Here is a 15,040-nt window from a genome sequence, read left to right on the forward strand (position 1 = left end):
CGGCCGTGTTGGTGGTGTCGGCGGAGTCGGCCGTGTTGGTGGTGTCGGCGGAGTCGGCCGTGTTGGTGGTGTTCGCATTGTCGGAGGTGTTGGCCGTGCCGGCCATGTTGGCGGTATTAGTCGTCTTGGTCGTGTCAGTCGTGAGCGATCCTTTTCGTACCATTTGCTCAAAATATCTTTGCCCAAATACAACAATGCACATACCAATGCATAAATCCCTACAAATGCTCCCCAGATAATATAGATGATACCAAACGCAAGGAATTTTAAAGACCTCTTCTTTAATGCCCCTAATCTACTTCTCATGTGATATTCACCCTCTTTTTACCACATAACATGATTTCACTTTTCCATTTTCATTTAGAGATAATAGTACTTTATGTCAAGGAAGAGGGACAGGTGTTAGGCAAATGGTCTTAGACATAAGCCTCGTATAAAAATAAACTCCATTATATGATCTGTCCCTTGCACGTTGATCCGAGCCAGCATTTAATATAACAAATCCATTAGAATGGAAATGTTGGTCTGGAAAGAATTAACATACAAAGGGTGATATGGTGAAGCGGCTCTCTATGTTTTTTACACTTACCGTTGCTTTTTTAGTGCTTTTTGGCTGTTCTGCTTCGGAGAAAACTTCAAAATTTATCCGCTCAGTTCCTCAAAGTATGGTATATCTTCGTGATACACCAAAACCGGCTAAAGAATATTTTGAAAAGAAAATAAAAGAAGGAGAGGGAGGGCTGCATGTTTTTCATGATGGTGACAAGACATACCTAATGCTTGCCGAACAAAACAGAATGATTGGCTTTATTCAAGAATATACTGACCATGTTCGTGTTTCGACTTTTCTCAATCCGTCCATAGGGCCCTCGGGTGGAACATATAACGGGGAAAATCAAATCCCTCTCGTTTTATATGTAATGGTTATTAATAAAATCGAGAAACCATATGGTGTTTTTCGTCAGGAGGACTTGAACTTAATTAAGAATTAAATATTTTTTGGATAATCGGAAAAGAGACAAACTGATATGACACGAATAGATGAAATCGCTCCTGATATTTTTCGTATCTCTATCTTCGTACCACAAGCCGGCATGCAGTTTAATCAATTTCTCATTCGGGATGATGAACCGCTTTTATTTACTACTGGGTTACCGGTATTGTGGGGGCTCAGGTTAATTCCTTCGCTGGTGATGGTAAGAAGGCTATTGAAGAATTGACTGAGGTTTGGAAAGAAGTATTAGGCGAATAAAAGAATGGTCTTTTACAACGAATCATCTCCTTCCAAATTACACCACACTATTTTTTTTGGCTGACGAATCGATCATTCGTACCACTCCCCACAATATCAACGTAGCGACCGCCATAAAGATGAAAAACCCACCTGCATGAAAGAACAAAATGAGGAGCCAGGCATGGCTCAAAATAAAATGAGAAGTACGCATAAATTTATTGCGTACACGCCTATAAAGCCACCCATAAATGGCTAATGCCAATAAGAGAAGGAAAGCAGCTATCCCTGTTAGAAGCTTCGAGTTATGAAGATCCGTAATTAAGTAATAACCCCCATGTATAATAATCAGGACCAATGCAGCCCAGCCTGTGTAAGTATGCAGGGAGTAAATCCTTTTTCCTATCTTTTTCAATGGTTTGGAAGGGGAGGTTAGCTTTTTCTTAAACAAGAACCACCAATAGCTCATCGCTGCGCATGCGATTGCAGCGTTTCCAAGCAATGTAAAATCAAAACCATTCTTTTCTTGCTTATGGCCTATACCCGTACGAGGCCCGTTTGGCGGGTGTACTCCAGTATGAGATTCCGCCGGGTTTGGCGCTGTATAAAAAGAGTAGATGACAAGCAAAACACTAGCAAGAACAATTATTATGACCGGAATAAACACACGACGACTCTGATTCAAATAAATTTCCCCTCACCTTTTTTACTATTTACCTTTAATTTAATCATAAAAAAATGAAAATACGGTGAAAATACTAAAGCAACCAATGATCACCTTTCGTTTCAAAAAAAGGGAGGCCGGGTAAGATGACAGGAGTTTGCAACTGTGTTTTCTCAATCAATTTTCCAGCAGAAAGAATTCAAACGTTAGGTTAAAGGAATTATAAATCATAATAGAAAGAGGATAGAGCAAATGGTCAATATCAAGAAGGGTGATGGTACGTTTTTTGTCGAGGAGGGCGGAGCAACCATTGCTGAGCTTCACTTTATTCCAAGCGGAGAAGACCGTCTTATTGCTGATCATACGCATGTTTCAGAGGAACTGCAGGGTCAAGGAATCGGAGAAGCGTTAGTGAAAAGGATGGTGGAATTTGCACGCGAAGAGGGGAAAAAACTTATTCCTTCATGCCCCTTTGTTAAAGCTCAAATTGACCGGCATAAGGAATATCAGGATATTCTTGCTTAATCGTCTCAACCGAGTAGGAGGGACCGGACTATATCAGCCCCTCTGCTCGGTTGTTGTGAATGTAATCAACTATTTCGCCTTGGCGGAAAAGCTGCGGATAAGTTTATAAATACCAAAGAAGATGAGAGCCCAGATTAACAAACCCAAAATGGAAAAGCCGCCCCCAAAACCACCGGTAAACGGGTGAAACAGGCTTCCTAATAACGCTCCTGCTCCCAATCCGCCTAAAAAAGGGAACAATCCACCGGCTCTGCCGGGAGCCGGGCCAGGGGTGGCTCGGTTCGGATTCCTAACATTGGGAGAAGGCGATCTGTATCCCGAATGGTACCCGCCAGGACTTGGTGCAACTCTGCCTGAACCCCCTCTAAAACGCGCTTGCGTGTGGACTTGCGGATTATCGGAAGAGTTTACACGTGTTTGAACGGTTCCGTTTTGAGAAGGATCCCCTCTAAGATAGGAACAGGCAGGCATCATTCCAAGTAATACAGTGAACGTCACAATAAGGCTGAAGATTTTTTTACTCATTATATAACTCTCCTGCTATTTTACTCGAATCGTTACTTTAGTAGTCCCCATTGAAAATAACATTATGCACAAGGTAAGGCTCTGCCAAATAGGTTCGCCGCAACTTTAAAGAACGAGGATATCTGCCTCAATCCCTGTTCCTTCGTTAAATTGTAAATCAACTTGTAGCTGGCCAGGAATAAAGTTGTGGTATTCTGCAAGGTACGTGGCTATCCCATCCACCATATCCTGCTCGGTAAGATGAATGTTTTCCGATCCTTTTCTAGCCTCAGTTGCAAATTTAGACGCTGGGTTAAACTGGAGGTCAACGTCCACGTCTTCCGGACGGCCATTATACCGCTGTGCAACAAATACACAACAGGCGTCAACAACATCTTGTTCGTTAAAATGTAGCTTCATTTTTTATCTCTCCTTCCTTTATAACGTAACCATATGCAATGAAAACATTCCACACAGGGAAGAAAATTGCTGCGCTTTGATGTTCCAGTATAAATCGTTGCGTAAGATCCATATTAATGAAGAAGCCTTACTGATCGCTGACAGTACATCAGAAATAAATTTTCCAAAGGAGAGCTGACGTTTATGAAAGTTTTTGTTGTTGGAGCAAACGGGCAAATTGGCCAACACCTCGTCCGTTTATTAAGCGAAAGCAAAGAACATTCCGTGAGAGCGATGATCCGAAAAGAAGAACAGGCAAAAGCCTTTGAACAATGGGGAGCAGAAACGGTTGTCGCAAATCTTGAGGGCAGCGTGGAAGGGATTATGGAAGCCGCGAATGGTTGTGAAGCCATCGTCTTTACGGCAGGATCGGGAGGGCATACCGGGGCGGATAAAACAATCCTGGTGGACCTTGACGGAGCGGTGAAAACGATCGAAGCCGCCGAGCAATTAGGGATTATGCGATTCATTATGGTGAGCTCCATTCATGCGAATAAAAGAGAGAAATGGTCCAACGCCATAAAGCCTTATCACGCGGCCAAGTATTATGCGGATAAGGCACTTATCGCGAGCCGGTTAAATTATACGATTGTCCGCCCTGGGGCTCTGGTCAACGAGCCTGGAACAGGAAAAGTTTCCGCTGGAGAAGAACTCGCCAGGGGAGAAATTTCTCGCGAGGACGTAGCCGCCACGATCGCGGCCGCACTCAATGAGGAGCACATATTTAAGCGTGGATTCGATTTAGTTTCCGGTGAAACCCCCATCACTGATGCACTAAAATCAATCTAAATACCTGAAAGGGAGGAAGCCCGTGTGGATATGGGAATGGCGGAATACAATGGAGTATTCCTGATCTTTTTTGCTGCTATGATGGTTGTAGTTCCCGCGCTTTTTGTTGCAGCGTATAAAATAGAAAAGGAGAAGGAATGAAAATGGATTTAACACCCGCGCAGCGTATCGAATTGTATGGCTTTAATAACCTTACAAAATCATTGAGTTTTAATATGTATGACATTTGCTATACAAGAACAAAAGAAGAACGTGAAGCCTACATAGAGTACATAGATGAACAGTATAACGCAGAAAGACTAACAAAGATTTTAAAACATGTAGCCGACATTATAGGCGCCCATGTATTAAATGTTGCTAAACAAGACTATGTCCCCCAGGGAGCAAGCGTGACCATTCTCGTCTCTGAGGGACCGGTCGTTGAAGTCCCAACTGAGTCATACAATGAATCTCCCGGTCCCCTGCCTGATTCGGTTGTAATGCAGCTGGATAAGAGCCATATAACCGTTCATACGTATCCTGAATACCATCCGGATGAAGGGATCAGCACGTTTCGGGCGGACATTGATGTGTCTACATGTGGTGAAATCTCACCGCTTAAAGCATTAAATTACCTCATTCATTCATTTGATACGGACATTATGACGATCGATTACCGGGTTCGGGGCTTTACCAGAGACATAAACGGACACAAGTTATTTATTGATCACGATATTAGTTCCATCCAAAATTACATCCCGGAAGAGGTAAAAGACTTATTCCACATGATTGACGTGAATGTATATCAGGATAATATTTTTCACACAAAATGTAAGCTTAGAGAATTTGACTTAAATAACTATCTATTTGGTTATACAAAAGAGAAGTTAAACCCGGAAGAGCTAGAGGAAATAACAGAAAGAGTCAAAATGGAAATGGACGAAATATTTTATGGAAAGAATATTAACCGTGGCTGGACCAACGCAATCGATCTGAATTGATCCTGGCGGGTTATTTTTACTATAATAAAGTTAGTTTGTTGATTTTAGTAAGTATAAATAATATAATTGTGTTTATAAATAGTTTAAGGAGGTTATCCCTTTGTCATTAAAAGGAAAACGTGTAGTCGTTGTCGGAGGCACTTCTGGTATTGGTTTATCCACTGCCAGGGCATTTCTCGGTGAATCCGCTCAAGTCATCATTGCCAGCCGTTCTGCTGCAAAGCTTTCTGAGGCGAAACAGGCGCTCGCTGATAATGTAGAAACATACGAGCTCGATTTTCGCAGCGAAGAAAAAGCAGCGGACCTTTTCAACCAAATCGGAAAATTCGATCACTTAGTGATTACCGCAGGAGAGGGCGCGATGGGTCTCTTTAGCGACTTGCCTGTCGTAAACGCGAAAGAGGCATTTGACAGCAAATTCTGGGGACAATACATAACCGTTCGGGCAGCTGTTCCTCACTTAAACAAGGGAGGCTCCATCACGTTAACGTCGGGTGTGTACGGTGTACGTCCTCCAAAGGGCGCCACTACGTTAGCGGCGATCAACTCGGCAATTGAAGGATTGGTACGAGGGCTAGCTGTCGATTTATCTCCCACCAGGGTAAACGTTGTCTCACCCGGAATTGTGGACACACCCATGTATGCCGGAATGCCGGAGGAGCAGCGCCAGGCAATGTACGCTGGAATAGGGGAGCAATTGCCGGTCGGGCGTGTTGCAAAATCAGAGGATATCGCTCAAACCTACGTCTACCTGGCGAAAAGTGAATTTACGACCGGATCTGTTGTTCTTATTGACGGAGGCGCTCACCTGGTGTAAACAGCTGGACTTGGAATACACTTAAATAATAGCAAGGAGATGGATATAGAATGGCAAAGCAAACACGGCTTGGGAAAACAGATTTACATGTAAATCCTATCGGGCTTGGAACCAATGCGGTTGGCGGGCATAATCTTTATCCAAACCTGGATGAAGAAGCAGGAAAAGAGTTAGTTCGAACCGCGCTGCAAAACGGGATTAATTTTTTAGATACGGCTTTTATTTACGGACCGGAACGCTCCGAGGAATTAATCGGGGAAGTGTTAAAAGAAACAGGAAATCGCAGCGACATTGTTCTTGCAACAAAAGGCGCGCACAAATTTGTTGGTGAGGACGTTGTGTTTGACAACTCGCCTGCTTTCTTAAAACAAGCAGTGGAAGGAAGTTTAAAACGACTCCAAACAGATTACATCGATGTATTCTATATTCATTTTCCGGACGAGAATACGCCAAAAGATGAAGCCGTTGCCGCTTTGAAACAGCTAAAGGATGAAGGGAAAATTAGAGCCATCGGTGTTTCTAACTTTTCCATTGATCAGTTAAAAGAAGCAAATAAAGACGGCTATGTCGATGTCTACCAGGGAGAATATAACTTATTGCAGCGAGAGGCGGAGAAAGAATTATTACCGTATACAACGGAACACAGCATTTCATTCATTCCTTACTTCCCGCTTGCCTCCGGCTTGTTAGCCGGCAAATATACGAAAGATATGGTGTTTAATGACTTGCGTGCTAAAATGCCTCACTTCCAGGGAGAAGCATTTGCACAAAACTTAGAAAAAGTAGAACAGATACGCAAAATAGCAGATGCTAAACATACGGAAGTGGCTCACGTTGTTCTTGCCTGGTATTTAACACGCGATTCCATTGACGCGATCATTCCAGGTGCTAAGAGAGCAGAACAAGTGCTGGACAATTTAAAAACGCTGGATGTTCACTTAACAGATGAGGAGACTAAAGAAATCGACCGTCTTTTCTCCTAGAATACTGCTGTGAAACGTCAAAAACCCGATTCAGACCGAATCGGGTTTTTCTTATTTAGTCTCATTCAACCTACAGTTTCTCCCGCCGGGTCGGTGCAGCGTTCATAATGTAGTAACTAATAACGAGTACGAGAATGGCGCAAGCGTAGAGGAGTGTATCGATCGGGTTATCATGATATACAATAATCAGACGTATCATTGCAGTAAGGCCGATATAAAGAAAGTACCGCAGCGGGAAATGATAGTCCTCCTGAAAATATTTTACGATCATTGCAATGAATTCAAAGTACATAAAGAAAACGAGGATGCTTTCAAGAAGATTGTAGTGGGTCTCAATTCCGCGGCTAAAAAGGGAAAAATGAATAAAATGCATAATTTCCTTGCCAAGCAAAATAGAAAAGGTAATGGCTATTAAAACTAGCGCTGTATTTAAAATAATCTGAAGGATCGTGGGAATGCTAAAGGCTTGTCTTTTACTTTCGTTTTGCGGTGCCATCCATATTCCTCCTAAAGAATTCATTGATATTATGCGTTGCGATGCCCTTTTAATACCTCATAGTCAGTAAATGAATGTAGCCAGTTCATCCTGAAGGATGAAGCGGAATCCAACTTGCGGATACGACACTTCACTCCGACCCCCGATATTCTATCGAAGGCATTGAGGATAAGATAAGAATTATTCGACGAAACGAGGGACAGGAGGGGGAACGTATGTCTGCTCATTCTGCAAGCAACAAACACATCTCTCATGCGAGGGAGAAATTTCTGGAACGCACCAGAAAAGTTACGCCTGGAACAAGCGCCAATCAACTGTATATCAATACATCCGACCCGGCGTATTATGAAAAAATTTTACGTTGCAACCGCCATCATGTGCCCGCACTTTATCAAATGGGAAGAAAGTGCGAAAAGCAAGGATACCTGCATCGGGCGGAAGAATATTATGAGAAGGCGATTGCGGTACAACCGACCTTCGAACCTGCGGTCGGGGCTTTGGTTCTTCTACGCCGCAGGCAAAAAGAAGAGGAGCGGATGTTACAGCAAATGGCTCTATCTTTGTCACCACCGAAAAAGAAGGTATCTAGCATACAGGTAATGGGTGTTGTGCTTATTATGTACCTATTCATGCTGCTTCTTCTTTTTGGTATTATCCTGCGTTAATATCAAAAAACACGGAAAAGAAAAGCCGTTCTGGTCCAGGAACGGCTTTTTGCTTTTGCTGTTATTAAGGCTGGGAGGTTGGTCTGACAATAATTTCATTTACAGAAACCGAGGCTGGCTGCTCAATCGCATAAAGAATCGCATTTGCAATGTCTTGACCTTGCAGCGGCTGCACATTGCCCATTTTACCGAACATCGATGCAACGTCCTCATCTGTAATTGTATGGGTAAGTTCGGTTGCCACCGCTCCTGGCGAGATGATGGTGGTGCGAATATTCTGCTCCGGGCGCAATTCTTTGCGCATGCCTTCTGTAATCACACGCACAGCGTGCTTGGTCGCGCTATAGACAGCACTGGAGGGGAAAATCTCATGTCCGGCGACTGAAGAAACATTGATGATATGCCCTTCGTTTCGCTCTTCCATATGCTTATACACAGCAGCGATACCGTATAGTACGCCCTTAATGTTCACATCAACCATGCGTTCCCATTCGTCTACTTTTAGTTTATTAATGAAGGAAAGCGGCATGAGACCGGCATTATTAACCAGGATATCGATCTGTCCGTAGGTTTCGATAGTTGTTTTTGCCAGTGCTTCCATATCACCGCGGGAAGTCACATCCGTCACTTTATAGCTTGCTTCTCCGCCAGCCTGTTTAATTTCTTCCTGGAGCTGCTGCAGGCGATCTTCCCGGCGGGCGGCCAGCATGACTTTGATTCCATTCTTTGCCAGCTCTTTTGCCGTCGCTTCGCCGATCCCGCTGCTGGCCCCTGTAATGATTGCAATTTTATTTCTCATTGTCTCGCTCCTTTGCATCGGGTTATAACTACGCTATATAGGATACCATATTTAACCTAATTTAAATATTAAACAACTGTCCGAAAATCTTCATTGATATATACATAAATGTCCGCTTGTCCTTACAGTGGACGTTCAGTGATACATATTGTAAAGCAGGAGAGGACAATAAGATATCGGTTTCTTTACATCGAATACGATATTCATACTATTTTGAATAGAGAGGAAAATGGTATTGTTATTGCAATATGCTAAGGCAGGTGATTGAAACGAGTTGAAATCACACTTATCTAAAGCAAATGGGAGGATTACGATGACCAAAGTCATACTTCAAGTTTATCCCACAATGGGTGATGTTGAGGAAATGAAAAAAAGGCAGCCGATCGGCCGTGATAGCGAAGCTTACCAGAATATGCTGTCCGGACTCATTGATCTTGTGAAGGCAGCCGACGAATTGGGCTATTGGGGGATTACCCACGTTGAGCACCACTTCCATTCGGAAGGTTTGGAAATTTCACCTTCCCCCCTCCTGCTAAATGCATATCTTGGACAATACACCAAGAGGCTGAATCACGGACAATTAGGAATCGTGCTTCCCACACACGATCCGCTCAGGCTTGCTGAAGAGACAGCCATGGTTGACCACATGCTGCAGGGACGTTTCTTCGTCGGTCTTGCCCGGGGCTATCAGGCTCGTTGGCAAAACATTATCGGCCAGAAGTTCAACGTCCAGTCCACTGCTTCCGATAAATCTCAGGCCGATATGAACAACCGCATGGTATTTGAAGAACACTATAAGATTATGAAAATGGCATGGGCTGAGGACTTGTTAAGGTATGACGGACCCACCTACAAAATCCCGAACCCGATTGAAGGAATTCCGAATTGGCCGCCTACCCATACGACTACGCTTCCTTACGGGACGCCGGGAGAAGTTGATGAGAACGGAACGGTAAGGGCGATCAGCGTCGTACCCAAATCGTATACACAGCCTCATCCGAAACTGTTCCAGGCGTTTGGGGCCAGTGAAAGAACATTGAAGTGGTGCGGAGAGGAAGATATCACACCTACGATTCTATGGGGGCCGATGGAAGGGGTAGAGAAACTCGTTCACTCTTACATGGAAGGCGCAGCCTCCAGAGGACGCAGCCTGGCTTTTGGCCAAAATGTAGGGCTCTGTCGCACATTCCACATTGTTGACAACAAGTCGGAGCTTTACGAAGCAGTAGAAAAATATGAAAAACCAGTTTGGGAAGGATGGTATCAACAATTCGGGTTCATGGAAGGAACACGATTCCCTGGAGAAGAAGGGCCTGTACCAAAACCAGGCGAACCCTTAGCCGAACGATTAATTAACAGCGGAATCTTAATCGGAGGTACGGTTGATGATATTAAGCGTCAGATAGACAGCATTCTAAACAAGGTCAATCTGGAATATTTCGTCTGGTTATTCCACTGGGGATTGATTCCACAGGATGAAGGTTTGCGGCAGCTGGAGATTTTCGCTACGAAAATTATGCCGGAATTCGGCATGGTTTACTCTGGCGCTTAATATATTTTGATTGACAAATATAGTGGAGGAAGTGAATCTCGTTGAAAGTAGTCACGTACCAGATATCCTCTCCTATGGGTCCCATACAACGGGTGGGGGTGCTGAGGAATCAAGAAATTGTAGATGTAGTTCAAGCCTATGCGCTCTATCTTCAGGAACGAAAATCAAACCACCGGGCCTATGAAACTGCGCAAGCCGTACTTGGAGAAACGATGCTTTCGTTTATTCAGGGCGGCCAGTCGTCCCTGGAAGCAGCGAAAATTGCATTAGATTTTCTCGATACGAAACCACGGGAACAATCGATTGGAAACGCCGGCCAAAAGATTATCTATTCCGAGGATGAGGTTGAATTGCAGGCACCTTTGAAACCTGTGTCCATCCGTGACTCGTTGAATTGTGAGACCCATTTCCGCAACTGCCTGAAAGTAGTTGGGCTATCAGAAATCCCTGCTCTTTTCTACGAGCGTCCTTATTACTACCGGACGAGCCACACGGCGATTGGCGGTCCCGGGAATGAGATTCCCTGGCCAGGTTTTGGAGAAAAATTGGACTATGAGCTTGAATTTGCCGTGATTATTGGGAAGGAAGGAACCAATATCCCGGCAGAACGAGCCCATGAATTTATTTTTGGGTATACGATTTTTAATGATATTAGCATCAGAGATTATCAAAGTTCGGATATGTTAACGACAATGGGGCCGTCAAAATGCAAAAACTTCACCCTCGGAAACATTATCGGTCCTTGTATTACAACGTCCGATGAGATGGATCCTTCTGACATACATCTGCAGGCGAGAGTGAATGGGGAAATATGGTCAGACAGCAGAAGTACAGATATGCACTATTCTTTTGCCCAGCTTATTGAATTTATTTCAAAAGAGGAAACCCTCTATCCCGGCGAAATGATCTGTTCGGGAACGATGGCATTCGGCTGCGGCCTGGAACTGAACCGCTTTTTAGCACCCAATGATGTCATAGAATTGGAAGTGGAAGGTATCGGTGTTCTTCGAAATAAAATGATTAGGTAAGGGAGAGTGACGTTGTGGAAACTTATTCGCAGGGAAACAAAAGGATAACCCTCATTGATTTAAGTGATTGTCTAAGCAATCAAACGAGCCCTTTTGAGCCCAACCCGCATCAAATCGAGTATTACAATCATGAACAGACGCTTGATGTGAGTAAAAATCTGTTCGGGCTTGATAAAGAAGACTGGCCGACCGGACACAGCTGGGCGGTAGAAACGGTCACTCTCTCTACGCATTCAGGGACCCATGTAGACGCCCCCTACCATTATGGTCCAGCATCCGGCGGTAAACCAGCCCAAACGATAGACCAGGTCCCCTTACGCTGGTGTTACGGGGATGGAGTCGTACTGGATATGACACATAAAAAAGCAGGCGAAAAAAATTATGGACGACGATATCAAAAAGGAATTGGAGCGTATTGAATATCAAATCAAGCCTTTTGATATTGTGCTCATCCGTACAGACACATCTAAAAAATTCAGCCAGCCGGGATACGACAAATTGCACCCAGGCCTAAGCCGGGCCGGAACTCAATTCCTCGTCGAAAACGGGGTTCGCCTGATCGGGATTGACGCCTGGGGGCTAGACCGGCCGTTCGATGTAATGGTGAAAGAGGCTAAAGAAGGGAACAGGGAACAACTGTGGGAATCCCATTTCTTTGGAACGGAAAAAGAATATTTGCAAATTGAACGATTAAGCAATCTGGAAGCCATCCCTATACCTTATGGATTCACGGTAGCTGCTTTTCCGGTTAAGATTGAAGCGGCAAGCGCGGGCTGGAGCAGGGTCGTGGCGATTATTGAGGAACCCGTGTGACATCAAACCTGAAGGGAGAACGTTTGGTGAAACTGCTCGGTATATCAGGTACAATTACAGGTTCCAAAACGGCCGTCGTTGTAAATCGGGTGCTGAAGGAAGTCCAAAACAACCATCCTGGGATTGAGGTTAAATTGCTCGATCTGCGGCAGTACGATGTGCAGTTTTGTGATGGACGGGATCCTGCCCAGTATAGCGGGGATACGAAAAAGGTGATTGAGCTTGTTTGCTCCTCTGATTTCTATGTAGTCGGCACCCCGATTTTCCAGGCATCGTTAACGGGGGCACTAAAGAATTTATTTGATCTGGTACCGCTATCTGCCTTCCGGTCAAAAGTGATGGGATTCATAGCGACAGGCGGAACATACCAGCACTATTTAGTCATTGAAAATCAGTTAAAGCCCATTGCCGGTTATTTTCGGGCCTATACAACACCGGGGTACGTCTATGTTCATCGCGATCACTTCAATAAAGACAATGAAATTGCGGATACAGACGTATTGAAAAGGATAGAGAACCTGGCGGCAGAACTGGTCTTTATGCAAAAAGGATTAAAGAAGGAATCCTGCATGTAAAAAATGCAGCTGATGAGAATTTCAGTCTGTATATCATATCGTCTATTTTTACTTTCAAGCATGGGATCCTTTCCCATGCCTTTTGCGTTATACTATGTATTATATATTCAATAAATTCTGATAATTATATTTTGGAGGGGCGGAAAAATTGGATACACGGGAATCTAACTGGCGTAAATTTGTCATTTTTGGTGAAGAAGACATTAATGTAAGAAAGCCTGTCATTGATTCGTGGAATAGAAGCAAGCAATCCGGCGTATCCCATGAAGAAAATAGAATCTTACCGTTTACGGAAAAAAAAGAATGGCTTGAGCAAGAACAGAAAAGCCAAACGCTTCTTTGTGCTGCAAAGCCTACTATGTATGAGATATTCAGCACCCTCAGAGGAGGAGGTTATCAGGTCGTCCTCACGGATGCACAAGGATATATTTTGGAAATTATGGCAGACAAAGAAGCAGAGGCAGCATCCAGCAGGATCGGCATATCCAAAGGAGTCAGATGGTTAGAAAAACATGTGGGGACCACAGGCCTGACAATTGCTCTTAAAACCCGTTCCGCTATGGTGACCTCAGGGGCAGAGCATTTCTGCATGATGCTGTGGAACTGGGATTGTGCCGCGGCCCCTATCTTTGTAAATCATCAATTTACGGGTGTGTTAAATATTTGCCGGCTAACGCTTGGCGATGGACTACAGGAGTTTCTATCCGTGGCTATTTCAGGGGCCAGAACGATTAGTCAACAAATGCAAATCGAAGCCTTGCAAATGAAAGAAAGAACGCTCTCCGATCTCCTATCGCTGTCCGAACAGGCGAATCATCCAACCGGTATTCTGGCTTTTAACAAGGAGGGGAGGTTAGTCTATAACAATAGAGCTGCTCATGACTTTTTGCATCCTCTCCGGAAGGAAAAGAATCTTCTGGATTTAACTAATCCTAATCAACTTCTTGAGGGTCGATCTATCCATGCTAAGGATGCTAAGGATAATGAAACAACGCATTTTATTTTGAAGAGAGCGGGAAAGAGTTTGTCATTGAGTCAAAGGAATGCCGAAGCGACGAGGAGATTACTTCCACCGTTCTATTCATCCACCCCAAACATCAATCTAAAGGCAGGGTTGTTTCATACGAATCCTCCCCGATACTGTCCTCTTTTCCGACAAAAGAGGAAGGGTTCAGAAAAATATTGAATAGGGCGGTTAAAATCGCAAAAAACGACGCATGCATTCTCCTGCAAGGGGAAAGTGGTACAGGCAAGGATTATATGGCTCGTGCGATACATAGAGAAAGCGGGAGAAGAAGCCGCCCTTTCATCGCTATTAATTGTGCCTCCCTGCCTGGTGAGCTTATCTCCTCTGAATTATTCGGGTATGGACCAGGAGCCTTTACAGGGGCGAGCCGGAATGGGAACATAGGGAAAATCGAGGCAGCCAACGGAGGAACGCTTTTCCTCGACGAAATTGGAGATATGCCACTGGATTTGCAGGCTATCCTGCTGCGTATTCTGGAGGACAAACAAGTGACGAGAATTGGCTGTACAAAATCGGTGACAGTTGATGTCCGATTTATTGCAGCCACGCATAAGAATTTAAAAGAGCTGGTCAAGTCAGGGAAGTTTCGGGAAGATTTATACTATCGTCTTTCGGTTTTCCCCCTTCATCTTCCGCCATTGAGGGAGAGACGGGCGGACCTGGAACAAATAATCAAGGGAATTATGGTTACCCTTTCCCAAAAGGATGGGCGGCCACCCATCCGTTTAACACCGAATGCCATAAAAACGCTGCAGAATTATCCCTGGAACGGAAACCTGCGTGAACTCCGCAATGTCATCGAACGAATGGTCCAGCTTCATGAAAGCGATGTCATCGATATAGAACATCTAGGCGATTATATGGATCTAAGTAGGGAGGACGGTAAGCTTGATGAAAAGGGGCTGTTGCTCTCGGCTCTGGAAAGAACCTCTGGAAACAGGGCTAAGGCAGCTCGGGAGCTTGGCATTTCACGGGCAGCTTTATACCGCAAGCTGGAAAGATACGGGCTGTAACAAAGCCCAGGCTAGAATCGAAAAAGTCCAGTACATATGCACATGTACTGGACTTTTTTTACATAGAACGGACAATTTCATTTTTAATTCAAAATAGTCAGAATAAAAATACTGCGTATT

Annotated in this window: 19 protein-coding genes and 1 pseudogene; 15 read left to right on the forward strand and 5 right to left on the reverse strand. The window is 44.2% G+C overall.

Annotated features, from left to right (window positions below; all coding sequences use genetic code 11):
• From MBEAL2_RS32275 to MBEAL2_RS13985, 3 genes are all read left to right on the forward strand, one after another.
• Positions 1-214 (forward strand): hypothetical protein (locus MBEAL2_RS32275; protein WP_047152910.1); only part of this gene is annotated, 214 nt, incomplete at its 5' end.
• A 358-nt stretch (positions 215-572) separates the two neighbouring features.
• Positions 573-992, forward strand: coding sequence for a hypothetical protein (locus tag MBEAL2_RS13980; protein WP_047152911.1), 420 nt, complete (start codon positions 573-575; stop codon positions 990-992).
• Between the two features lie 36 nt (positions 993-1,028).
• Complete coding sequence (locus MBEAL2_RS13985; RefSeq protein ID WP_047152912.1) at positions 1,029-1,220, forward strand: hypothetical protein; 192 nt, start codon at positions 1,029-1,031, stop codon at positions 1,218-1,220.
• Between the two features lie 69 nt (positions 1,221-1,289).
• Here MBEAL2_RS13985 and MBEAL2_RS13990 read toward each other — a convergent pair whose 3' ends face one another.
• The gene (locus MBEAL2_RS13990) at positions 1,290-1,916 is read right to left on the reverse strand and encodes a hypothetical protein (protein ID WP_047152913.1); all 627 of its coding nucleotides are present in this window, start codon (positions 1,914-1,916) and stop codon (positions 1,290-1,292) included.
• A 231-nt stretch (positions 1,917-2,147) separates the two neighbouring features.
• Between MBEAL2_RS13990 and MBEAL2_RS13995 the strand changes: the two genes are divergently transcribed.
• Entirely contained in the window at positions 2,148-2,420 is a 273-nt protein-coding gene (locus MBEAL2_RS13995) for a GNAT family N-acetyltransferase (protein WP_047152914.1), read from the forward strand.
• 69 nt (positions 2,421-2,489) lie between these two features.
• On the opposite strand, the gene MBEAL2_RS14000 is transcribed toward MBEAL2_RS13995, so the two are convergent.
• Both MBEAL2_RS14000 and MBEAL2_RS14005 read right to left on the reverse strand, forming a co-directional pair.
• Positions 2,490-2,945, reverse strand: a complete 456-nt coding sequence (locus MBEAL2_RS14000; protein WP_047152915.1) for a hypothetical protein — start codon at positions 2,943-2,945, stop codon at positions 2,490-2,492.
• 105 nt (positions 2,946-3,050) lie between these two features.
• A complete protein-coding gene (locus tag MBEAL2_RS14005; protein ID WP_047152916.1) occupies positions 3,051-3,344 on the reverse strand; it encodes a DUF2653 family protein in 294 nt (97 codons plus the stop codon).
• A 183-nt stretch (positions 3,345-3,527) separates the two neighbouring features.
• On the opposite strand from MBEAL2_RS14005, the gene MBEAL2_RS14010 reads away from it, so the two are divergent.
• From MBEAL2_RS14010 to MBEAL2_RS14025, 4 genes are all read left to right on the forward strand, one after another.
• Entirely contained in the window at positions 3,528-4,172 is a 645-nt protein-coding gene (locus tag MBEAL2_RS14010; RefSeq protein ID WP_047152917.1) for an SDR family oxidoreductase, read from the forward strand.
• Positions 4,173-4,315: 143 nt separating this feature from the next.
• Positions 4,316-5,152 (forward strand): adenosylmethionine decarboxylase, encoded by an 837-nt coding sequence (gene speD, locus MBEAL2_RS14015; RefSeq protein ID WP_047152993.1) that lies wholly within the window; start codon positions 4,316-4,318, stop codon positions 5,150-5,152.
• 100 nt (positions 5,153-5,252) lie between these two features.
• Complete coding sequence (locus MBEAL2_RS14020) at positions 5,253-5,969, forward strand: SDR family oxidoreductase (RefSeq protein WP_047152918.1); 717 nt, start codon at positions 5,253-5,255, stop codon at positions 5,967-5,969.
• Between the two features lie 50 nt (positions 5,970-6,019).
• Complete coding sequence (locus MBEAL2_RS14025; RefSeq protein ID WP_047152919.1) at positions 6,020-6,952, forward strand: aldo/keto reductase; 933 nt, start codon at positions 6,020-6,022, stop codon at positions 6,950-6,952.
• A gap of 70 nt (positions 6,953-7,022) precedes the next feature.
• On the opposite strand, the gene psiE is transcribed toward MBEAL2_RS14025, so the two are convergent.
• The gene (gene psiE, locus MBEAL2_RS14030; protein ID WP_047152920.1) at positions 7,023-7,448 is read right to left on the reverse strand and encodes a phosphate-starvation-inducible protein PsiE; all 426 of its coding nucleotides are present in this window, start codon (positions 7,446-7,448) and stop codon (positions 7,023-7,025) included.
• A gap of 215 nt (positions 7,449-7,663) precedes the next feature.
• On the opposite strand from psiE, the gene MBEAL2_RS14035 reads away from it, so the two are divergent.
• Positions 7,664-8,113 (forward strand): tetratricopeptide repeat protein, encoded by a 450-nt coding sequence (locus tag MBEAL2_RS14035; protein WP_047152921.1) that lies wholly within the window; start codon positions 7,664-7,666, stop codon positions 8,111-8,113.
• A 64-nt stretch (positions 8,114-8,177) separates the two neighbouring features.
• On the opposite strand, the gene MBEAL2_RS14040 is transcribed toward MBEAL2_RS14035, so the two are convergent.
• Positions 8,178-8,912, reverse strand: coding sequence for an SDR family oxidoreductase (locus MBEAL2_RS14040; protein ID WP_047152922.1), 735 nt, complete (start codon positions 8,910-8,912; stop codon positions 8,178-8,180).
• A gap of 313 nt (positions 8,913-9,225) precedes the next feature.
• On the opposite strand from MBEAL2_RS14040, the gene MBEAL2_RS14045 reads away from it, so the two are divergent.
• The 6 genes and pseudogenes from MBEAL2_RS14045 to MBEAL2_RS31795 all read left to right on the forward strand — a co-directional run bounded on the left by MBEAL2_RS14045 (position 9,226) and on the right by MBEAL2_RS31795 (position 14,920).
• Positions 9,226-10,464, forward strand: a complete 1,239-nt coding sequence (locus MBEAL2_RS14045) for an LLM class flavin-dependent oxidoreductase (RefSeq protein WP_047152923.1) — start codon at positions 9,226-9,228, stop codon at positions 10,462-10,464.
• Positions 10,465-10,505: 41 nt separating this feature from the next.
• Complete coding sequence (locus MBEAL2_RS14050; protein ID WP_047152924.1) at positions 10,506-11,492, forward strand: fumarylacetoacetate hydrolase family protein; 987 nt, start codon at positions 10,506-10,508, stop codon at positions 11,490-11,492.
• Between the two features lie 14 nt (positions 11,493-11,506).
• A pseudogene (locus tag MBEAL2_RS14055) lies at positions 11,507-12,305 on the forward strand (cyclase family protein).
• Between the two features lie 26 nt (positions 12,306-12,331).
• Positions 12,332-12,880: an NADPH-dependent FMN reductase gene (locus MBEAL2_RS14060; protein ID WP_047152925.1), complete on the forward strand. Its 549-nt coding sequence runs from the start codon at positions 12,332-12,334 to the stop codon at positions 12,878-12,880.
• 148 nt (positions 12,881-13,028) lie between these two features.
• A complete protein-coding gene (locus MBEAL2_RS14065) occupies positions 13,029-14,066 on the forward strand; it encodes a GAF domain-containing protein (protein WP_047152926.1) in 1,038 nt (345 codons plus the stop codon).
• On the forward strand, positions 14,063-14,920 hold the full coding sequence (locus tag MBEAL2_RS31795; protein ID WP_052947723.1) for a sigma-54 interaction domain-containing protein: 858 nt from the start codon (positions 14,063-14,065) through the stop codon (positions 14,918-14,920). Before MBEAL2_RS14065 ends, MBEAL2_RS31795 begins: the two co-directional genes overlap by 4 nt.
• Positions 14,921-15,040: the final 120 nt, after the last annotated feature.

Origin of the sequence: Aneurinibacillus tyrosinisolvens, from assembly GCF_001015055.1 — a bacterium.
Taxonomy (GTDB): domain Bacteria; phylum Bacillota; class Bacilli; order Aneurinibacillales; family Aneurinibacillaceae; genus Aneurinibacillus_A; species Aneurinibacillus_A tyrosinisolvens.